This is a genomic window from Arthrobacter sp. B0316-5-4 (genome assembly GCF_059090325.1).
Map to the genome: position 1 here is coordinate 279,635 of NZ_JBNHFN010000002.1, position 19,566 is coordinate 299,200.

The 19,566-nt window shown below is 61.2% G+C and carries 18 protein-coding genes and 2 pseudogenes; 12 read left to right on the forward strand and 8 right to left on the reverse strand.

The window, feature by feature from the left end:
• Positions 1-19: 19 nt before the first annotated feature.
• Positions 20-1,189, reverse strand: coding sequence for an IS30 family transposase (locus AC5RU9_RS05605; RefSeq protein ID WP_494015654.1), 1,170 nt, complete (start codon positions 1,187-1,189; stop codon positions 20-22).
• Between the two features lie 52 nt (positions 1,190-1,241).
• Positions 1,242-1,541: a PASTA domain-containing protein gene (locus tag AC5RU9_RS05610; RefSeq protein WP_494016060.1), complete on the reverse strand. Its 300-nt coding sequence runs from the start codon at positions 1,539-1,541 to the stop codon at positions 1,242-1,244.
• Between the two features lie 730 nt (positions 1,542-2,271).
• Here AC5RU9_RS05610 and AC5RU9_RS05615 point away from each other — a divergent pair.
• The 7 genes from AC5RU9_RS05615 to AC5RU9_RS05645 all read left to right on the forward strand — a co-directional run bounded on the left by AC5RU9_RS05615 (position 2,272) and on the right by AC5RU9_RS05645 (position 8,145).
• On the forward strand, positions 2,272-3,225 hold the full coding sequence (locus AC5RU9_RS05615) for a hypothetical protein (protein WP_494015655.1): 954 nt from the start codon (positions 2,272-2,274) through the stop codon (positions 3,223-3,225).
• Positions 3,226-3,406: 181 nt separating this feature from the next.
• A complete protein-coding gene (locus tag AC5RU9_RS05620) occupies positions 3,407-3,913 on the forward strand; it encodes an RNA polymerase sigma factor (protein WP_494015656.1) in 507 nt (168 codons plus the stop codon).
• 2 nt (positions 3,914-3,915) lie between these two features.
• The gene (locus tag AC5RU9_RS05625; RefSeq protein ID WP_494015657.1) at positions 3,916-4,788 is read left to right on the forward strand and encodes a hypothetical protein; all 873 of its coding nucleotides are present in this window, start codon (positions 3,916-3,918) and stop codon (positions 4,786-4,788) included.
• Between the two features lie 879 nt (positions 4,789-5,667).
• Positions 5,668-6,048: a DUF7793 family protein gene (locus AC5RU9_RS05630; RefSeq protein ID WP_494015658.1), complete on the forward strand. Its 381-nt coding sequence runs from the start codon at positions 5,668-5,670 to the stop codon at positions 6,046-6,048.
• 261 nt (positions 6,049-6,309) lie between these two features.
• Entirely contained in the window at positions 6,310-7,050 is a 741-nt protein-coding gene (locus AC5RU9_RS05635; protein ID WP_494015659.1) for a GAF and ANTAR domain-containing protein, read from the forward strand.
• Positions 7,051-7,172: 122 nt separating this feature from the next.
• A complete protein-coding gene (locus AC5RU9_RS05640; RefSeq protein WP_494015660.1) occupies positions 7,173-7,892 on the forward strand; it encodes an SOS response-associated peptidase in 720 nt (239 codons plus the stop codon).
• 70 nt (positions 7,893-7,962) lie between these two features.
• Positions 7,963-8,145, forward strand: a complete 183-nt coding sequence (locus tag AC5RU9_RS05645) for a YegP family protein (RefSeq protein ID WP_494015661.1) — start codon at positions 7,963-7,965, stop codon at positions 8,143-8,145.
• A gap of 282 nt (positions 8,146-8,427) precedes the next feature.
• On the opposite strand, the gene AC5RU9_RS05650 is transcribed toward AC5RU9_RS05645, so the two are convergent.
• The 6 genes and pseudogenes from AC5RU9_RS05650 to AC5RU9_RS05675 form a co-directional block, all read right to left on the reverse strand.
• Positions 8,428-9,303: a helicase associated domain-containing protein gene (locus tag AC5RU9_RS05650; RefSeq protein WP_494015662.1), complete on the reverse strand. Its 876-nt coding sequence runs from the start codon at positions 9,301-9,303 to the stop codon at positions 8,428-8,430.
• 9 nt (positions 9,304-9,312) lie between these two features.
• The gene (locus tag AC5RU9_RS05655; RefSeq protein ID WP_494015663.1) at positions 9,313-9,456 is read right to left on the reverse strand and encodes a hypothetical protein; all 144 of its coding nucleotides are present in this window, start codon (positions 9,454-9,456) and stop codon (positions 9,313-9,315) included.
• A gap of 9 nt (positions 9,457-9,465) precedes the next feature.
• On the reverse strand, positions 9,466-9,864 hold the full coding sequence (locus AC5RU9_RS05660) for a hypothetical protein (protein ID WP_494015664.1): 399 nt from the start codon (positions 9,862-9,864) through the stop codon (positions 9,466-9,468).
• Positions 9,864-10,178: a hypothetical protein gene (locus AC5RU9_RS05665; RefSeq protein ID WP_494015665.1), complete on the reverse strand. Its 315-nt coding sequence runs from the start codon at positions 10,176-10,178 to the stop codon at positions 9,864-9,866. The genes AC5RU9_RS05660 and AC5RU9_RS05665 overlap by 1 nt, the downstream gene beginning before the upstream one ends.
• Positions 10,179-10,208: 30 nt before the next feature.
• Positions 10,209-11,507, reverse strand: a pseudogene (locus tag AC5RU9_RS05670) (Y-family DNA polymerase).
• A 38-nt stretch (positions 11,508-11,545) separates the two neighbouring features.
• Positions 11,546-11,978 (reverse strand): annotated as a pseudogene (locus tag AC5RU9_RS05675) (LexA family protein).
• An 891-nt stretch (positions 11,979-12,869) separates the two neighbouring features.
• On the opposite strand from AC5RU9_RS05675, the gene AC5RU9_RS05680 reads away from it, so the two are divergent.
• The 5 genes from AC5RU9_RS05680 (at position 12,870) to AC5RU9_RS05700 (ending at position 19,553) form a co-directional block, all read left to right on the forward strand.
• Complete coding sequence (locus AC5RU9_RS05680; RefSeq protein WP_494016061.1) at positions 12,870-13,250, forward strand: DUF7793 family protein; 381 nt, start codon at positions 12,870-12,872, stop codon at positions 13,248-13,250.
• Between the two features lie 610 nt (positions 13,251-13,860).
• Positions 13,861-16,350 carry a molybdopterin oxidoreductase family protein gene (locus AC5RU9_RS05685; protein WP_494015666.1) on the forward strand — a complete coding sequence of 830 codons (2,490 nt, stop codon included), beginning with the start codon at positions 13,861-13,863 and terminating at the stop codon, positions 16,348-16,350.
• The gene (locus AC5RU9_RS05690) at positions 16,347-16,808 is read left to right on the forward strand and encodes a hypothetical protein (protein WP_494015667.1); all 462 of its coding nucleotides are present in this window, start codon (positions 16,347-16,349) and stop codon (positions 16,806-16,808) included. Before AC5RU9_RS05685 ends, AC5RU9_RS05690 begins: the two co-directional genes overlap by 4 nt.
• A 56-nt stretch (positions 16,809-16,864) precedes the next feature.
• On the forward strand, positions 16,865-17,410 hold the full coding sequence (locus AC5RU9_RS05695; RefSeq protein ID WP_494015668.1) for an HPP family protein: 546 nt from the start codon (positions 16,865-16,867) through the stop codon (positions 17,408-17,410).
• A 496-nt stretch (positions 17,411-17,906) separates the two neighbouring features.
• Positions 17,907-19,553, forward strand: a complete 1,647-nt coding sequence (locus AC5RU9_RS05700) for an ABC-F family ATP-binding cassette domain-containing protein (protein WP_494015669.1) — start codon at positions 17,907-17,909, stop codon at positions 19,551-19,553.
• Positions 19,554-19,566: the final 13 nt, after the last annotated feature.

A 19,566-nucleotide genomic window follows, 5' to 3' on the forward strand; every position in this document is an offset into this window, starting at 1 on the left:
GATCGGCGGATTCTAGCGGTCATTGCAACAGGAGGTTTTCGATCAGTTCGATCGGTTTCCTGAACTCTAGTCTTTTACGCGGTCGGTCGTTGAGTTCCTGGGCGACCCAGTCGAGGTCTGTGGCGCTGTGGATGCTCAGGTCGGTGCCCTTGGGGAAATACTGGCGCAGCAGACCATTGGTGTTTTCGTTGATTCCACGCTGCCAAGGCGAGTGTGGGTCGCAGAAGTAAATCTCGATGCCGGTATCGATCTTCACGGTTTTCCAGTCCTGCATCTCGATCCCCTGGTCCCAGGTCAGGGACTGCCGAAGCGACTCGGGGAGCGTCTTGATCTTCGCGGCCAGCGCATCACGCATCTGCTCGGCCTTGTACCCGTCCGGTAGGTGCACGAGCAACGTGTAATTGGTGGTCCGCTCGACCAGCGTCCCAATCGCGGACTGATTCCCTTTGCCGATGATGAGATCGCCTTCCCAATGCCCCGGCACGGCCCGGTCCTGAACTTCAGGAGGGCGCTCGGAAATGTTGATCATCCCCGGGATCCGGTTCTTGCGCTGGCCAGCCTTGCGGCAGGGCTGCCTCATGGCCCTCCCGGTGCGCAGGCACGCGGTCAGATCACGCTTCAGCGCTCCTCGGGACTGCACGTAAAGGGACTGGTAGATCGTCTCGGGTGACACCCTCATCTCCGGCTCATCAGGGAACTCAACCCGGAGTCGTCCTGCGATCTGCTCGGGTGAGTACTTCTTTCTCAGGTCCTCTTCCACCTTCGCACGCAGCACCGTGTTCGTGTGCAGTTTCGCTGGTTTCGGACGTGAGGCCCTCTCATAGGCCAGTGCGTGCGCTGAGGTTGCCCGGTAGGGCATCCCTGCCACCGAGTTGCGCCGCAACTCCCTCGAAACCGTGGAAGCCGACCTGCGGACCACGGCTCCTATTTGCCGTAGAGATTGCCCCTGGGCACGCAGTATTGCGATCTCCTCGCGCTGGGCGAAGGTCAGGCAACGGCCTTTCAGATCACGGCCCCGCCGGGGCCTGACGCCACCGGCCTCAAGCAGCACCCGGCGCCCGGTACGCCGACTCGTATTGATCGGAGCCACGGCATCGGTGATGAAATCACCCGCCTGCATCCCGGCCCAAAAAACCTGCAAGAGATCAGGCCTTAGATGAATTGAATATCCTGCCATGCCAACACCCATCCGCTAAGTGTTGCAATCACCGCAAGAACCCAAGGATCCCTCATCGGACAACTCACGACTCCGCGTCGCCCTCCGCATGAGTTTGCAATGAGGGGGTCGGCCCGCGCGGCTGCTCCGGCACGTCACTTCGTGCTTGACCGTCCTGAACAAAGGTGATCTCAATTTGGCTTCCCCACGCAAGGACCGACCCTGCCGGAGGATCTTGGGAGGTCACCCAGAATAGCCCTGGCCACGTGCGCGAGCGAAGGCCTGGACCATCAGGGTCCCCGGCTGCGAGACCGAACCCAAGGTTCGCCGCAGTCTCCTGTGCGATATGTACAGGCTGCCCAACCAGATCGGGAACATTTAGCATCTGGCGTTCGACCACCTCGGCACCTCCTTTGCGCCCGAAAACTGGTACGGCAAACTGAACCGTCTATTCATCAGATTAGCGCCGGTGTTCGGTACGCCCGTAAGGGATCCCCTGGCGGACACCTGTGCCGCATCGAAACGTGACCAACGAAGTCCTGCCTAACAATTACGTCCACGACGTTTGTTCCAATGCCGCACGGCGTCCCAGTTCTAAGGAAGTGGAACACCACCTCTGATTCCGTGAGGTAAAAACCAGGCATGGAGCACTCTGGCCGAATCTGGGCACAGTATTCTGGCGGTTGAGAGCGGGAGGTTAGCGTGAAGCTCACAGCGCAAATACGGAGAGCTGCAGACGGCAGATTGGATCTCCACGTGCTTGAAATGCCTGACCTCAAAGTTCACGCTCGAAAGGTGGAAGAGATTCCCAATGTTGTTAGGGAAGCAGCCGCGATCCTGACAGGTCGCCCCCCGGAGGATTTTGACGTTGTAGTCGGGTATTAGTCGTCGAACGGCCCGCCTCGCCAAACGCTCTAGGCAGCTCACGCACCCGGTTGCAGGAGATGCGACCGGTGGAGACTCGCTTGCGGGTACTTGACTGGCGCCTTCCGGATGGAAACGAAGCACGTTCTGTAAAGATTTGGTTGCTGGTGTAATCATTCGTTCCTTGCTGGAAACAACATATTTGAGCAGGCTGATCTGCTCGGCTCGTCCAAGGGGGAAGGAACCCAACCATGAAGTACCGCCGATCCGACTATGCCAAGTACGCGACCCTTACATCGATTGCGCTGGCGCTCACTCTCGTCGCCTGCACACCGGCAGGCCCGGAGGCGAGTACCTCGTTCACACCCGCTGCTTCAGCGGACGTCACAATGCCGGTGCAGCCACATGTCGCGCCGGTGGAGGAGCAAGTCTTGGTTGAGGAGCCTGGCTCGGTGACTGTTTCCGAACAAATAGTGGAAGCCCCAGTCGTGACCACTCCTGTGGAGCAGGCACCTGTTTCGGTGCCGGCGCCACCCATTGCTCCTGTCGCTCCGGCAAAACCTGCCGTCACTCCGGCAACGCCTGCCGTCGCTCCGCGGCCGGCCGCATCAGTGGTGACACCAGCTGCGCCTGCAGCCCCCTCTGCTCCGCAGCTGTCGCCTGACCTCCCGGTGACCGGCACCTACACCTTTCCTGACGGGCACATTTCGTTCGATCTGCCCGCGGGCTGGAGCGCGAAGATCGAGCAGGACGACTACAACGAAAACGCCGACAACCCTGGTGGGAAAGAGAACTCCCTGGCCGCCAACATTTTTGACGAAACCGGTGAGCAGGTTGCTCACATCACCAGTGGGGGTACTGGTGGACTTTTGAGCGGGCCGGTCAACCGCACCATCCTCGACTCCCAGGAACTGACCTCGTTCGACAGCCGTGACGGTGCCTCGCACTTCGCTTTTGTAAAGGATGATTACCCCACCGATCCGCTAGAGGTGCGCTACTACATGGGGGTTGTCGTCGGTAACTTCATGACAGAGGGCCCCGATAGCCTCTCGGTGAACAGCTTCATGATCATGCCGAACGGGCTGGCTACCGCGGTAGCCCACGTCGACGCTTCCATGACCCCTGAAACCGCTGAAGCGTGGATGAAAACGGACCAATACGTCAAGCTTCGGGCATTGCTGACGAGTCTTCGCTACGCTGCCTGACCACCACGCGCTCCAGATACCCGGCACACTCATTGGGGGAGTTTGCCGGGTATCGCTGTGTTCCCGGGGCCACCGGAAAAGTTGCTGAAACTTTTTCTCCGGTTGTGTAAGAAACGACGGTTCCCGGGACACTAAAGGGTTGACACATCACATCGCACTAGCCCGGGGGAACAGAACAAGGATGTTGGCTACCAGAGAGCAGGAACTGATCGCTCTTCACGCTGAACACTTCAGCCGCATCTACCAGTACATCGCGTACCGGATCAGTGACCGCGAACGGGCCGAGGAACTCGCCAATGACGTATTCCGGATCGTGTGGGAGAAACAACCGCCGGAGCCGCCCGGCGTCGGGTGGCTGATAGCTACGGCCAGGAATGTGCTGGGCAATGAGTACAAAGGGCGGAGTCGCCGCGATCAACTCATGCAAAGGCTGGCTGAAGAAGCCCGGGTCCAGGCCGTCACCACCGACGACGATGAGCAGCAGGCCAGCGTTGCGGAGATTCTCTCCAAGCTCAAGGACCGGGACCGGGAAATCCTGATGCTCTCCTACTGGGATGACCTGTCCACCGCAGAACTGGCCGAAAGCCTTGGATGCACAGCCTCCGCTGCCGCGGTCAGGCTCCACCGGGCCCGTAAAGCCTTCGCGAAAGCCGCACCACAACACCTCATGACAGAACGGGAAGTCTAACCATGGACCGCATCGAACAACTCATGAAAAACGCCAAACCAAACGTGCCCGAACCCGGCACCGCCCCTGGTGTCCTGCCGGGTCGGTCGCATGTCTTCTCCGATGACCCGAACGTCGTTTCCCTTGCCGGGCGCAAATCCCGCCGGACCGGCTGGGCCGCGACGGCGGGCGTGGTCCTGGCCGCTGCCGCCGTCGTCGGTGCAGTGGTTGTGGCAGAAAACCTTGTCCCGCAATCGGCGCCGGCGCCCGCCACTACCGATACCCCCAGCATCACTGCCACACCCACGCCAACGCCCACCGCGTCGCCAACGGTTACGCCTTCCGCGACGGCCAGCCCCACACCGACAAGCACTCCAAAGGAAACTCCGGTGTGGAGCGCTCCTCCGACCCCGATCACAGTCATTACTCCGCCCCCGCCGCTGGCCACGGTACCGCCAACCACCGCGCCCGTCGGCCCAGCTGCAGGCGCCTGCGTACCGGCCAACATCGACATCCGACGGGACGACACGGTCCAGGCGATCAAGCCCATCCCGGCCAGCGAGCAGCGGTACTACACCGTCCTGGGATGCGCTGAAGGCTGGCTCGCGTACTCCATTTCAGATGAGGGGGTCAGCGCGATCGGCCTGGACGGCGGCAACGCTTGGTACAACATCGCCAGACTGCAGAGCAACGGCCGGTACCTGACCGACTTCACACAGTTGTGGACCAGCGTCCATACTTGGGAATTCCTCGCCTTTGGCGTCCAGAACGGCCAATACGCCACCGTGCAAGAGGGCATGGACGCCGAGTTCGCCAAATATGGCATCCCCGTCCGGCTGAGGCCACAACTTGTTGGCCCCGGGCCTAAAGCGCCAACAGGAACCAGCACCCCGTGAACACCCCTACTCACAGAACGAGAAGTGACCCATGGAGTCTGTCGAAGCCCACACCGTGGTGATGATGGCTGTACTAGTCGTTCACCTCATCGGAGCCATAATCATCACAGCGTCGGCCATAGTCATAACGCCTGCGTTACTCGCTGGCCTACTTGGCGTGCGCGCGCTCAGAAGGATGAAGGCGGCGGCAACAGTGCGCATAGAACCCATTGCACCGTAGAGGGGTCCCTAACGGACATCCTGTGCGCCTGACTACGGACATCCGTGCAAGCGACTTCGAAAACTGCCATCCCGGACACGGGGGTGTTCCGGCTTGGAGTGTTCCACTTCCAAGGAAAGCCCGCCGGTGGGGGACCGGCGGGCTTTCCAGAGAGACACTACGGCTATCCGTTTTGAACATCGAGTGGAGAGCCGATGCTATATCTCCGCTTGTCAGGGGCTTCAGGGAGAAAAGCTGTCGAACGACGTCACGATCAGGGATCTTGGTGCACTTATGACTTGGAGGAGTGTCTCATAGCTGATGGGAGTTCATGTTCGGCGGAGTCTGCTTTTTCGGCGGTGGAGTGCCTGTTCGGCCCACGGCTGCGGACGGGCTGCGCGCTCCCAAACTCCAGGGAGTGCACGGATGTTCTGACCCAAGACGCTTCTCGACTTGGGCCGGTCCAGTGTGTTCGTGGTTTTTCTTGATCGAATCTTGAGGTGTTCCGGGGTGTTCCTGGGGCCGTGGCTGTCAGTATGTACTTGTCTTACGGAAGCGTAGACGTGCTGGGTGGTCGGTCTTGCAGCGGGCCGGGCATCCAGATTCCGTGGTGTCAGTCGATGGTGCAGCCTTGTTCTAAGATCATCGATGGAAGTGACAGATAACGAAAAGCGGTATAAATGGTCCGGGTTCCGTTGGCTGACTTCGATATCCGCCTGGAGGGCCATCAGATCCTTCACCTCAGATGGGTCCCTGGGATCCGAGTAGACGGTGACAGTGCCCGCGCAGCGATGGGCGCCGTGAACGACCTCGCCGCCGGAATCCGGCGTCCCTTACTCGTGGAGATGGCGGACGTTTCATACCTGGACCGGGAAGCACGGCAAGTCTTCGCCGCACCGTGCGCGGCCTCCCGGATTGCCCTGCTAGGCTCTGGACCTGTTGACCGGATCATCGTCAACTACCAGTTGGCTACCGCGGATGTGCCAGTCCCCACGCAGTTCTTTACCTCGGAGGCCGAGGCCCTGGACTGGCTGCTGGAAACGGCTCCCGCCCGAACGTAGCCAAAGTCCACGATGTCGCCGAAGACATCCCGCCGGACTCCCCGGAATGCAGGCAACATAGCCACCGACTTCCAGTACCGACCCGTCGCAAGGCCACTTTCCGATTGCTAGACTTCCTTGCTAAATTATTCACCGACACACCAGTGACCCCACGGCAACGCGAGCATCGCCCCGGCGGGCAACAATCACGGTGGTCTCCCGGGCTTTGGCAGAAAGGCCCTTTTTAATGGCTGTCACTGTTGTGAAGGGCGGTGGTCTGTTATGCATTCCGTGGTCGTGGAGGACTGGTCCCAGGACGCTGACCAGCTCGCGGAACTGGTGGTTACCGCCGAAGATATCAAAGCTTTTCTGAACGGGTTGGCCGAGCTCGGTGCCTCGGTCGTATCCAGGTCAGCCGGCACGCGGATTGAATGCGCTGTGACCTTGGGGCGGCGGAAGCGGATAGCGACAATCGGCGGGTCCAGTGATCAGGCGATGTTGCTGGACCGGATCGAGCAAACCCTCGAAGAAGGCCCCTGCATCGACGCCCTGGAGAGCGGGCACCCCGTCCTTCTCGATGACGCACTTACCTCACCACAGTGGAGCACCTACTGCAGGGCCCTGGATGCTGCCGGGATGCGCAGCGCCCTCGGTGTTCCGATGAAACTCGAGAACGACGCCGGTGCCGTGCTGAATTTCTTTTCCCCTACGCCAGGGACGTTCACCGAAAGAATCGCCACGGACGCCCTGACCTTCGCGGGAATCGCGGGCAAAGCCTTGAAAGTTGCGATCAGGATCACCGCCCTGAACGAAGCAGCCGAGGACCTCGATGCCGCCATGGAAAACAGATCAGTCATCGACACCGCGTGCGGGGTCATCATCACCCAGAATCGGTGCACCCATGACGAGGCGTTTCAGATCCTGCGGAAGGCTTCCAACTCACGGAATCAAAAACTGCACGAACTCGCCCGCGACTTGGTCAAAGGTACCCCCTTGCGGCAACGACCGCCCGCGCCAGAATAGCCGTGCTTTAAGGGCAGGGCTGCACTGGCGAGCTGGCTACGTGTCGGTGTGATCAGCCGCGCAATAGTTCTCCATGGCGAATGGTTGGTTTCAGGGAGCGCTTTTGTGGGAAGAATATGCACATGTGTGGCAGATACGTGATGTCCAAAGCAACCAGCGACCTTCTAAGCCATTTCGATGCCAAAGAAGTTGAGGGCAGCCCGCCGGGGCCGAGCTGGAACGTCGCGCCGACTCAGAACGTGCCGATCGTGGCCGAACGGCTGGATGAAGGAACACTTGACCGGCGCCTCCTGATCGCTAAATGGGGGCTGGTGCCCTCCTGGGCAAAGGACGCCAAGATCGGGTCGAAATTGATTAATGCCCGCAGTGAATCAATCCTGGAGAAGCCGTCGTTCCGGTCAGCGGCGGTCAAGCGCAGGGCCATCGTTCCCGCCGAGGGGTACTACGAGTGGCAGAAGACCGAGGACGGGAAGAAGATCCCGAACTACCTCTACTCGCCAGATGAGTCGCTGCTGGGGTTCGCTGGTCTGTATGAGTTCTGGCCTGATCCTGAGTTGCCCGAGGATGACCCCGGACGCTGGCTGCTGACCTTCACGGTCCTGACCACCACCACCCAGGACGCGTTGGGGCACGTCCATGACAGGTCCCCGGTTATCATCCCGCAGGACCGCTTTGCGGAATGGCTCGACCCGGACCTGACCGACAAGGCCGACGTCCAATACCTGCTCGATTCCCTGCCGGAACCGACCCTGACGCCCCGGATTGTCAGCACCCGGGTCAACAGCGTCCGCAACAACGGACCCGAACTGATTGAACCGGCCGAGGAAGGTACCCGAGGTTAGGATGAGGCTCGTAAGGGCAGTTCCCCATATTGCCGCCCCTTGGGATGGGCATCATGAAGGAGGGTCACGCATGGCAGGAAAGTTCGAAGTCTACAAAGACAAGTCCGGCGGGTACCGGTTCCGGTTGAAAGCCGGCAATGGGGAAACCATTGCCAGCAGCGAGTCGTACACCACCAAAGCCGCCGCCCTGAAAGGCGTTGAGTCGGTGAAGACCAACGCCGGATCCGATGTCGTGGACCTCACTGGCTCCTGAACCACAACGATCCATCAGCTTCTGAAGGCAAGGCCCTCGCGCGCTGCGCAGCGTGTAGGGGCCTTGTTTCGTGACTGGTATTCCCTGGGAGTAGCTGGAAGGCTGGGACGTTCATCGGCTGAGGGGAACATGTGAGCATTGAGATTGGTGTCATTATTGCCATGGGCATCGGCGTTCTGGGCGTTGTCGCTGCAGTCCTGATGTGGGGCAGCGGCAACCGAGGCGGCAAGTAAGCAATTCGACAAGAGGCCCGGCTTCCCAACCAGGAAGCCCCCGGGCTGGTCAGGGTGTGCGGTGCCACCCGGGCAGGCGTTTGTTGAGCTCTTTGATCCGGGCAGGGTATTCGCCTTTTTTCGCATGCAATCGTTGTCTGGCGACCCATGCGGCCAGCGCACGTTCAGTTGAGTCGCCGGCGTTACGGTGTGGGTTTCTGCCGTTGGCTTGCACCCATGCGATGAGTTCGGTGGCGCGTTGTTGCCAGTGCCGCTCGACGTTGAGTGTGATCCCGTCCAGCCAGCCTGGGAAGGCGGCATCGAGGGCCTGTACGGCTTCCTTGGCGAGCAGGCCGCGCCGTTTCTGGTTCCGTAGAACCAATAGAACCTGTGCCAGACGTTCGGATTCACTTCCGCTGGCACCGTCCGGGGCCGGTAGCATGCCGTGTTGTTGGACATACGCAGCGACCTGCTGCGCCGACTCGACGTATGACTGTTTGCCTTGATGGGAAAACGTCTCACGCCATTCGGGTAACCGGGTATCGAGTTCACGAACCCGGGCAGGGAAGCGGTTCTTGCGCGCGTCATAACGTTGCCGGACTAACCAGTTCCCCAAGAACCGTTCGGACGCGTCGCTGGAAGACTTGCTCGGGAACCGGTGGTTTTCCTTCACCCAGGTGATGAAGTCGTCGGCTGTGCGCTGCCAGCGTTCGGTGGCGTGATCGGCCCGCGTGGTCCAGGTTGGATGGGTTTCGTTCAAGATCCGGGCCGCGTCGTGGGGGAGGGTGCCCGCGGCGTTGAGGCGGCGGAGCCTTCCGAGGGCCGAGGCCAGGCGTTTATGTTCCCCCGTGGGTGGTGTGTGTTGGGTGGGCAGGTAGCCGTGGTCCTTGTAGAACGCGGCTATCTGCCGGGCTGAATCGACTGCTGTTCGTACTTCTGGTTTCATGCAGGCTTTCTAGCTGGTGCGCAGGACAATGGCCTTGGAGCCCTCCGGGATCAAAACTTCGGCAGCTGCTTTGGCTTCTTCGTACGTCTGGCCTTCGGCCTCGACGTAGCTGACTTGGCCGTCGCCGGCCGCCACAGTCAGGGTTACTTTCACTCCCATATTTTAGGCCGCCACGTCCACGCGGAGCCGATCCAGCGCCGCCCGCAGCAGTGACGGATCCCGGCTCTCGCGCAGGTCCACCGGGCGGCACCCGTCCAGGGCGGGGGAGGGGACCATCATCCACAGGGCGAAATAATTATGTGGGATCCGCAGCTCCAACGCCCGTTCAAACAGGCCCATCACCACGGGGTCAAGACCCAGGTCCGCCCGGAACTGGTACGCCGGGCAGAATGTCCCTTCATCGACGAACACCCGAAACAGCCGTCTCATCGCAGGTGCGGGGTCCTCCTGGGCGGCTGTGAGCCGTTCCCGGACCTGGGCCAGGTCGGGAAGGCCGAATCCCTCACGGATCCGGTCCCATAGCTGGTCCGGGACGGTCGAGCGATACAAAGCAGCGGGCATCAGCTGATGGACTCGAGCTGCCACTGTGTGGCCAGCGGTTCGCGCCGCAGCGTGAACGTGCGCATCTCCGCCATGGCGCTGGGTATTTTCGCTTGAACTTGCCAGTGCTCGACGCTGACCATATCCCCGGTACCGATCGCGGCCCGGTCCCGGGTTTCCCACCAAGGGGCCCTGGTGAACCAGTGCCCGGCGTGGACGTCGGGGTCGACCATCCAGATCCGGCCGTCGTGACGGATCGCCAGCGGCGTCCCGTCGGGGCTGAACCGGACAGCGACTTCCTGCATGGTTTGTGGTTTTTCGGGGGCAAGAGTCATGGGTGGACTCCTTTCTTGCGTGGGCGCCGGTCAGGCGGCTTTGACGAGGGGAAGTTCGTCCCAGTGGGTGGTGTATCTGGGGGAGAGCATGTCGCGTTTCATGGACCAGTCGGGCCCGCCTTTGATTCCGGCATGGCCGAGGCCGATGGATCCGCGGCCGTAGCGTTTGGCCACGTCTTCAAGCAGGATCCCGATGCCGCGTTCTTCGTGGGGGTTCTCGAACAGCTCCAGGGGTTTCTGGTTCCCGGACGGGCGAAGGTCCGTGACCATGATCCCGGCCCGGACATACTTCACGCCCTCAAACACCTGGGGAAGCAGCGCGTGGGCTGCCTTGGTCAGCAGCACCGGGTCCGCGGTGGGCATTGGCAACGCCAGGCAGACCGAGGGAAAGGACTTCTCGTTCGGGTTGAAGTGTGACGTCGCCGCGAACGCTGTCAGTACCTTCGCTTGCAGGTCGTGTTTGGCCAACCGGGCCGAGGCCATTTGCGCGTAGACGCTCATGACCTGCCGCAGCCCGGCAGCTGTGGTGATGGGTATGGAGAAGGACCGGGAGAAGATCAGCTGGTCACGGCCGATCCGTTCCTCTTCCATCGGGATACATGGTGTGCCTTGCAGTTCCAGGACGGTTCGCATCATGACGATGGAGAACTTGTCCCGGATCGCGACCGGGTTCGCCCGGACAAGGTCAGCGATGGTGAAGATTCCCATAGCGTTCAGCCGTTTAGTCAATCTGGTGGCCACGCCCCAGATCTCGATGACGGACAGCTTGGCCATGAGCGCTTCGCGCTGCTCGGCCGGTACTGACTCCCACCGGCACACACCCGCAAAAGCGGGGTTGTTCTTCGCCCACTTGTTGCACAACTTGGCCAGGGTCTTCGTCGGCGCGATGCCGACGCAGACCGGCACGCCAACGTTCCGCCGGCACGCGGCCTTCATCTCCCGCCCCATTTCCAGCAGCTCGTCCGGTTCGCCTTTGACGCCCAGGAAGGCCTCATCGATGGACTAGACCTCCAGCCAGGCCGAGTAGCGGCCCAGCAGCTCCATCACCCGGGAGCTGATGTCACCGTAGAGTTCGTAGTTACTGGACAGGGCCACGAGGCCCCATTCCTTGGCCCGCGGCCGGAGCTTAAACCACGGCTCACCCATGGAAATGCCCAGGCGTTTGGCTTCCGGAGAGCGCGTGACCGCGCACCCGTCATTGTTGGAGAGCACAATGACGGGCTTGCCCTCCAAAGCAGGATTGAACACGCGCTCGGCCGGGGCATAAAAGCAGTTCACATCCACGTGCGCGATTTCCTGCATCCTGCGCATCACCGCGGGCTTAGACATCGCGGCCTCCGATCGCCCGTTTAACGCAATAACGCCGCTTACACATGGTGCAGGCACCTCGTGGCCACGCCCCAGATCGTCAGTTCCGACAGGGCCGGAACCTTGATGTCCGGGAAGCGTGGATTCTCGGCCTGCAGGACCACGCCAGTGGGCGTGATCCGCAGCCGCTTCATCGTCAGTTCCCCGTCCAGTACCGCAACGACCACGGAACCGTCCTTCGGTTCCAGTGCCCGGTTCACGACCAGCTCGTCACCGTCGCTGATTCCGGCCTGTTCCATGGATTGGCCGGTAACCCGGACGATGAACGTGCTGGTCACGTCTTTGACCAGGTGTTCGTTGAGGTCGATCCGGCCGTCAAAGTAGTCCTGGGCGGGCGAGGGATAGCCGGCGGCCACCGCTACCGGAGCCAGCAAAGCTGTCACCAGAGAGAGGTCCCGCATCTATCACACGGGGGCCAACTATCACGCCCACAACACGCCCTTTATTCGAATATATGTTCGGATTAACGGTACTCCAAGGGGGCTGACAAAATAGCGCCTTCACCAAGTTGCACCTGATGCAGAATGTGTAGGGGTGCCGGCCCTGCAGGTTCGTCCGGGGGTGCTTCCCGGGCAGTGCGGAATCAGGGATTCGGCCGCGCTCTACGGGGTACATTGCAGGCATGCAGTCGCTAGTTCTAATAGGTGTCGTTCTGGGGGCCGCCATCCTATGGGTAGGATTCGTTTTCTTCATGCTCCTTCGCCTGGACAGGCTCCAGCGGAAAGCCCGGCGGGACGCCCGTAGAGCGGCCGAACGGAACCTGAGCCGAAAGGGGGCCCGACGTTCCCTAAGGCCAGTGGCCCGCGGCCCCCGCAAACACGCGTCATCGGCTGTACCGAAACGCTGACCCCGGACAGGCGAAAGGCCGGACGGGCTTCTGGGTACCGCCATCCGGCCTTGCCGGCAGATTACTTAGGCATTGATCGGCGAGCTGGGGGTCTTCGCCGTCTGCCACGAACCCGCTATGACAATTCAAGACCCACGATGGGCCCTGCACACGAGTAGTCGGTACTCATTTTGTCGACCAGTCCGCTACTTGCTCCACATCGATCGACGTAGGCGGCAAAATCTGCTGACCAGGCAAGAACTTCTTCGACCATGTCCAGCATCCTCTGCCCGGAACTGGCCACTACATTCAGGTACCGGGTTATCGTCGCATCAGGGGCCAAGCAACCTTCCCTGCGTCTCCGATTGCTGACTACGAGCATTCCGCGTGGAGTAGAAAGGTGATTGGCGAGCCGTGATTGTTGGGTAGGCGATTTCCCATTTACTTCAGCCGGTAAACCGTTATTGTTGGCTTCACGGAGTGCTTGGGGGAGCGGGATGCAACAAATATCTGTCGGCAGTGGCAAGGGAACCCTCGAGTTGGGTGAAGAGGGATTTTTTCACCTCGTGTGGAATCACGGAACAGTATTGGAAGCCGCTGATGTACAAGCTGCCATGGCAATGATCAATGAGCTGTCCAAGGGGAACGAGTACCCGATGTTGATCGACATAACGAACACACGGGAAGTGACCAGGCCGGCCAAGACCGCTTTCAGCACGAAGTGTGCTGCTTCACGGATTGCTCTGATCGGATCGAGCCCTGTCAGCCGAGTCATTGCCAACTTCGCCATGTCTCGACGGACACTGCCATGCCCCACACGGTTCTTCAGCTCCCGCCACGAGGCAATAAACTGGCTTCTTCAAGGGCCTCGGCCCTGACCGTTGCCCGTGCAGGTGGCAGAACATTCGGGAAAGAAACCTGACCACGCCAGACCGCCGGGCCGGAGCCAGTATCACCTGCGATCTGGGCGTCCTCAAGACACTTGCGATTACCTAGCCAGGCAGCTTCGTCCGTGTGCGAATTCATCGAGCGTTCCTTGACGTCCCATGAACCCTGGGAGTGGCGCCAGCCTGTTGGACGGAACGGGTTCATCACGGAAATCTGTGAGTCCCTGTAAGTTTCCTTCTTTCAATGCCATTGACGGGACGCCCGCCCGTCCTCCGGTGGTTCCGCAACCGGCGTCGATTCCGTTCCCCTGGCCACGAAGCTCGAATAGATAACTTCGAGGACTCTCGACCTTGCGCCAGCAGGGCAGATCCAGCTACGTCGGTGCCTACCGACAGCACGCTCTACCTCCTCATTGGCCAGTGTCCCCAAGCCACTGTCGCGGAGCAGAATTTGCCTTTGGTGAGGTTATGGACGGTGCCGTGTGGGTAGGTCTAGTTTGACATCAGTGGTGGTAGCCCGTGGCAACCACTTACCCGGGGTTGGCTCACTCCTTGCAGCCGGAATGCTGTGGCTTGGGCTCTTGTGCGATGGAGGACGACCATGGTTGATCGTATAGCCCAGATTTGGGGAACCCGGACGCCGTTCGGCCGGGGCGAGCGGTGGCCGGTGCGGGTAGACCAGGTTCTGGCCGAGGGCGTCGAGGAATCGGACGTGCAGCGATGGGTCCAGTCCGCGTGCGTGCTGTGCAGCAACGGGTGCGGCATCGACATCGGAGTCAGGGACGGGGTGATGGTCGGGGTCCGCGGCCGCGCTGCGGACATCGTCAATCACGGCCGGCTCGGGCCTAAGGGTCTTTTCGCGAGCTGGCAGGGAGTGCAGAACAAGGACCGTCTGACCCGCCCTCTGGTGCGGGAGAACGGTGAGCTGGTCGAGACCGACTGGGACACCGCCATGGAACGCATTGTGTCCCGGAGTCGGAGCCTCTTGGAAACGAAGGGGCCTTTGTCGCACGGGTTTTACACCAGTGGACAGTTGTTCCTTGAGGAGTATTACGCCCAGGCGATCGTGGGCAAGGCCGGTATCGGCACTCCCCACATGGACGGGAACACTCGTCTGTGTACGGCGACAGCGGCAGCGGCGATGAAGGAGTCCTTCGGCTCCGATGGCCAGCCCGGCAGCTACGTGGACATCGATGAATGCGATGCGATGTTCCTGTTCGGGCACAACATGGCCGAAACCCAGACGGTCCTTTGGGCACGGGTGCTGGACCGGGCCGCAGGCCCGGACCGCCCGAGAATTGTGTGCGTTGACCCCCGGGAGACCGAGGTCGCCCGACACGCGGAAGTACATCTGCCGGTCCGGCCCGGGACGAATCTGGCCTTGATGCACGGGTTGGTCCGCGAGCTGTTCGTCAACGGCTGGATTGATCAGGACTATATTGACCGCCACACGATGAACCTTGATGAGTTGAGGACCACTGTCGAGCAGTGGACCCCGGAAACGGTGGCCGACACCTGCGGCGTAAAGGCTGACGATGTGCGCCGCGCCGCCGAAATCTTCGGCACCTCGGAGCGGGTGCTATCAACGGTGCTGCAAGGGTTTTACCAGTCGTCCCAGGCGACGGCGGCATCGTGTGCAGTCAACAACCTGCACCTGCTCCGTGGCATGATCGGCAAACCAGGATGCGGCATCCTGCAGATGAACGGGCAGCCGACAGCCCAGAACAACCGGGAATGCGGTGCCGACGGCGATTTGTCCGGCTTCCGGAACTGGGAAAACCCCGACCATGTCCAGGAACTGGCCGAGCTGTGGAATGTGGACCCGGCCATCATCCCGCACTGGGCCCCACCCACACACGCGATGCAGATCTTTCGGTACGTTGAACAAGGATCCATCGAATTCCTGTGGATCTCCGCCACGAACCCTGCCGTGTCGATGCCACAACTGCCGCGGATTCGCGACATTCTGGCCACTGACTCCCTGTTCCTGGTAGTTCAGGACCTGTACCTGACAGAGACAGCCCAATTCGCCGACGTCGTCCTGCCCGCCGCGGCGTGGGGAGAAAAGACCGGCACGTTCACCAACGTGAACCGCACCGTGCACCTGTCAGAAAAGGCCGTTGAACCGCCCGGGGAAGCCCGGAGCGACCTGCATACCTTTCTGGACTACTCCGCGCGCATGGGCTTCCAACAACTCGACGGGTCACCGCTGCTGGACTGGAACCAGCCCGAAGACGGCTTCAACGCGTGGAAGGAATGCACTCGCGGGCGGCCCTGTGATTACACGGGTCTCAGCTATGACAAGCTCCGCGGCGGCAGCGGCGTGCCCTGGCCATGCAACGAAAGCCACCCCAACGGTACGGTGCGCCTCTACCATGACGGCGTGTTCCCCACGGATCCCGACTATTGCGAAACCTACGGCCACGACCTGCTCACGGGGGCAACGGTAGGCCCCGAAGCCTACAAAGCAAAGAACCCGGCAGGACGCGCCATTTTCAAAACCGCCCCTTACCATCCCGCGCATGAAACACCGGATGAGGAATACCCCCTCCAGTACACCACTGGGCGTACCGTCTATCATTTCCATACCCGCACCAAGACCGGCAGGTCCCCCCAGCTCAACGATGCAGCACCAGATGCATGGGTCGAAATGTCAGTGAACGACGCCGAAACCTACGGGGTGACCGAAGGCAACATCGTGCGTGTGGAATCCCGGCGAGGACACATCGCCGCACCGGTACGGGTCAGCGATATCCGCGACGGCACTGTTTTCGTGCCCTTCCATTACGGGTACTGGGACCAAAGCGGGACACCGGACACCAGCCACCGGGCAGCGAACGAACTCACTATCACCGAATGGGACCCGGTCTCCAAACAACCCGTTCTGAAAAACGCAGCAGTCCGGGTCACGAAAATCGCCGAGGGTACCGGTCCATCACCGGCACCCACCACGACAGCCTCCCGCCCCGCCACACGCCGAAAGGCACGCAAACACCTGCTCCCCACAGCTGGAGGGCCGGCAGCACAGGCCACGGAAAGCATCGACCCGGCGGCGCCGCCATCCGTAGCCGCGAAGGAGGAACAGCCATGAAACTCCCGGTCTATCTCGGCCTGCTGGACAAAGCCGAAGGCACCCTCGCTGAATCATTCCGCAAGGTCGCTGAAGGCCACGGGCAGGAACCCGACGTTCACTTTCTCTGCCAAGCCCTCGCGGCGCAATGCGATGAACACCAACAAGCACTCCAGCCCATCATCGAACGGTACGGGGAAGTCGACGATGACGACGAGCCCGAAAGACTCCACGCCGATGGCCTAAAGAACACCCGGTCAGGTCCAGTGGGTCTGCTCCGGGATTTGCAGGACCTCTACCTCCTTGCAAGCCTGGTCGACATAACTTGGACAATGATCAAACAAGCAGCCCAAGGATTAAGGGACAAAGAACTTCTCAGTGTCGTCAACGAGTGCGACGGCCAGACCACCACACAACTCAGGTGGCTGCAAACACGGATGAAGCAAGCAGCCCCGCAAGCCCTCATCGTCGCAAAATAAGAGCTGATGAAGCCTGCCCAACCAGAATTCAACGATCGGCAGGAGACTTCAACTTCATGTCGAAGCATTCGATCCACGCCCGACTAACAGAGTCCGGTAGCCGCCCAGGGCCAGCTGTTTACGCGGCGACCCTGTCGCTGATTGTTCTGGCAGCCAGCGGCGCCATCGGGCTGGCCTTGCATAGCCCGTGGCTGTTCCCCAGCCTGGGTCCAACGGTGATGCTCTTCTTCGAATCCCCGCAGGAGGAATCTTCGCGGCCATCGAACGCACTGATAGGTCACGGAGTCGGGCTCCTGGCCGGCACCGCATGCCTCTACGGCTTCGGCCTACAGGACGCACCCTCAGTTCCGGCCGCTGGCCTGACCCCAACACACCTCCTGGCCGGGGCCCTGTCAGTGGCCGTGACCACCCTGGTGTTGACTTTGGCCCGGAAGCCCCATCCACCGGCTGGCGCAACAACCCTCATCGTCAGCCTCGGCATATTGACGAACCCCGCACAGCTGCTCTCAATGGCCGCAGCAATCATCTTCACCACCATCCTCGGCTGGGGACTCAACATACTCCTGGGAACAAAACCCGCCCCCGGCAAAGTGCCGGGCTAAACCGGACAACAGCGGGTCGCCGACCCGTGCGGCGGAGTGAATTGTCGGCAAGATTGCGGCCGCAAGAGGTACGACCCAGCAGGCGGGATCTCGGCCCTAGAACTTGCAGATGACATCCTCACTGTTGCGAAGGTCCCAGAACTACCCGCAGACCATGGCTTGGCGCAGGTACTGTTACTCGTTCGCCTGTTGAAGGGAATGCTTTTCCGCAGGCTTAGCCGGACGAGTCAGAGTTCGAATTCAGCAACACCCCTATATCTGGAGCAGGAGGCTTTCGGCGCCGTCAGAACGCGGCCGCGAAGGGCATGGCAGGCAAAGTTGCCTTTGTTGCGTGCTTTTGCGAGACTGTAGCCCTCTATTCCCCAGTGTTAGGTCGATGTTTTGACGGGCATTACAGGTTTCACGACGCCAACCGTGCGCTGACTAATTCCCTGATGCCCCATGGTGGGCCGGTGATGCAGCGCATTCGCTGAACCACTGGAGCCTTCGGAGCATCATGCCCACAACAAAAAACCCGTCCATCACCCTGACCGACGTGCGCCTTCTATGGCCCGACGGCACCCCTGCCCTTGCCGGGATCTCCGGTACGTTCGGAACTGGCCGCACAGGCCTGGTTGGGTCGAACGGTGCAGGAAAGTCAACACTACTCCGCCTTATTGCCGGGATTGTCTCGCCGACGAGCGGCCGAATCACGACCAACGGTGACGTCGGCTATCTTCCGCAAACACTGACCCTCAGCACGGACTCCACCGTGGCGGACCTGCTCGGCATCGGCCAGAAGGTGAGAGCCTTGCGGGCCATCGAATCCGGCGACGCCTCGGTGGAGAATTTCGAGATTGTGGGCGATGACTGGGACATCGAAACCCGCGCCGACGAATCCCTGCGCCACATCGGCTTCTCAGCCGCGGACCTGGAACGAAACGTCGGCGAAATCTCCGGAGGCGAAGCCATGCTGGTCGCCATCACGGGGCTGCGGCTCCAGAGGACGGCGATTACCCTCCTGGACGAGCCGACGAACAACCTGGACAGGGACGCGCGAGCCAAACTGGCTGGCTTGGTGTCCACTTGGCCAGGAACGCTGGTGGTGGTCAGCCACGACCTCGCCTTGCTGGAGTTGATGGACAACACGGCGGAACTCCATGGCGGGGAACTTGCCGTGTTCGGAGGCCCCTACAGTGCCTGGCGGTCCCACCTGGATGAGCAGCAGACTGCGGCGGTTCAGGCCGCCCAGGCTGCGAAACAGACCGTGAAGGTTGAGAAGCGGCAACGCCAGGAAGCTGAAGCGAAGCTGGCGAAGCGGGCCCACACGGGCCAAAACAGCTATGACAACAAGAAGGGTTCCAAGATCCTCATGAATCAGCGGGCCTCCGACGCGCAGGTGTCAGCGGGGAAGCTCCGCTCAGGATCGGACGACAAAGTTAACGCCGCCCAGGCTGCCCTCGACGCGGCGTCCTCCAGGATCAGGGAAGAAGAGCGAATCAGCGTGAATCTTCCGGATCCGGACGTTCCCCGCAGCCGGCGCATCGCCGAGTTGCGGGGAACGAATCGTGCTTTCCTGGTGGAAGGTCCGGAACGGGTGGCGATTATCGGTTCAAACGGGGTGGGAAAGACCACGCTCCTTGAACGGGTGGTCAGCGGCGCTTCTTTGACCGGCGGCGACGAAGCAAGCGACGACGTCGGATGCGCTACCGCAGGTGGACGCCTCCTCACCGAGCGGGCAGGTTATCTGCGGCAGCGGCTCGACGGATTGGATGATGCTGCGACCACGTTGGAAAACCTCCAGGCCGCTGCGCCGGATGTCCCTGCAGGTGAAATCCGGAACCAATTGGCACGCTTCCTGTTGAGGGGCGACAGCGTCTACAGGCCAGTTCATACTCTCTCCGGTGGCGAACGGTTCAGGGTTTCGCTTGCCCGGCTTCTGTTTGCCGATCCGCCGCCGCAAGTACTGATTCTCGATGAGCCGACCAACAACCTCGATCTCCAGAGCGTGGACCAGCTCGTGGAGGCGTTGAATGCCTACCGCGGGGCCGTCATTTTGGTAAGTCACGACGACGCGTTCCTGGGCCGCCTCGATCTGGACCTGGTGCTGCGCCTGGACTATGACGGGTCGCTCACGGAAATGCCGGGAGTCGACCCGCGATGACCAGCAGTACAGC

Excerpts from the sequence above, each read along its gene's own strand:
- AC5RU9_RS05605 (WP_494015654.1), bottom strand. The coding sequence starts at position 1,189 with ATGGGTGTTGGCATGGCAGGATATTCAATTCATCTAAGGCCTGATCTC.
- AC5RU9_RS05610 (WP_494016060.1), bottom strand. The coding sequence starts at position 1,541 with ATGCTAAATGTTCCCGATCTGGTTGGGCAGCCTGTACATATCGCACAG.
- AC5RU9_RS05615 (WP_494015655.1), top strand. The coding sequence starts at position 2,272 with ATGAAGTACCGCCGATCCGACTATGCCAAGTACGCGACCCTTACATCG.
- AC5RU9_RS05620 (WP_494015656.1), top strand. The coding sequence starts at position 3,407 with ATGTTGGCTACCAGAGAGCAGGAACTGATCGCTCTTCACGCTGAACAC.
- AC5RU9_RS05625 (WP_494015657.1), top strand. The coding sequence starts at position 3,916 with ATGGACCGCATCGAACAACTCATGAAAAACGCCAAACCAAACGTGCCC.
- AC5RU9_RS05630 (WP_494015658.1), top strand. The coding sequence starts at position 5,668 with ATGGTCCGGGTTCCGTTGGCTGACTTCGATATCCGCCTGGAGGGCCAT.
- AC5RU9_RS05635 (WP_494015659.1), top strand. The coding sequence starts at position 6,310 with ATGCATTCCGTGGTCGTGGAGGACTGGTCCCAGGACGCTGACCAGCTC.
- AC5RU9_RS05640 (WP_494015660.1), top strand. The coding sequence starts at position 7,173 with ATGTGTGGCAGATACGTGATGTCCAAAGCAACCAGCGACCTTCTAAGC.
- AC5RU9_RS05645 (WP_494015661.1), top strand. The coding sequence starts at position 7,963 with ATGGCAGGAAAGTTCGAAGTCTACAAAGACAAGTCCGGCGGGTACCGG.
- AC5RU9_RS05650 (WP_494015662.1), bottom strand. The coding sequence starts at position 9,303 with ATGAAACCAGAAGTACGAACAGCAGTCGATTCAGCCCGGCAGATAGCC.
- AC5RU9_RS05660 (WP_494015664.1), bottom strand. The coding sequence starts at position 9,864 with ATGCCCGCTGCTTTGTATCGCTCGACCGTCCCGGACCAGCTATGGGAC.
- AC5RU9_RS05665 (WP_494015665.1), bottom strand. The coding sequence starts at position 10,178 with ATGACTCTTGCCCCCGAAAAACCACAAACCATGCAGGAAGTCGCTGTC.
- AC5RU9_RS05680 (WP_494016061.1), top strand. The coding sequence starts at position 12,870 with ATGCAACAAATATCTGTCGGCAGTGGCAAGGGAACCCTCGAGTTGGGT.
- AC5RU9_RS05685 (WP_494015666.1), top strand. The coding sequence starts at position 13,861 with ATGGTTGATCGTATAGCCCAGATTTGGGGAACCCGGACGCCGTTCGGC.
- AC5RU9_RS05690 (WP_494015667.1), top strand. The coding sequence starts at position 16,347 with ATGAAACTCCCGGTCTATCTCGGCCTGCTGGACAAAGCCGAAGGCACC.
- AC5RU9_RS05695 (WP_494015668.1), top strand. The coding sequence starts at position 16,865 with ATGTCGAAGCATTCGATCCACGCCCGACTAACAGAGTCCGGTAGCCGC.
- AC5RU9_RS05700 (WP_494015669.1), top strand. The coding sequence starts at position 17,907 with ATGCCCACAACAAAAAACCCGTCCATCACCCTGACCGACGTGCGCCTT.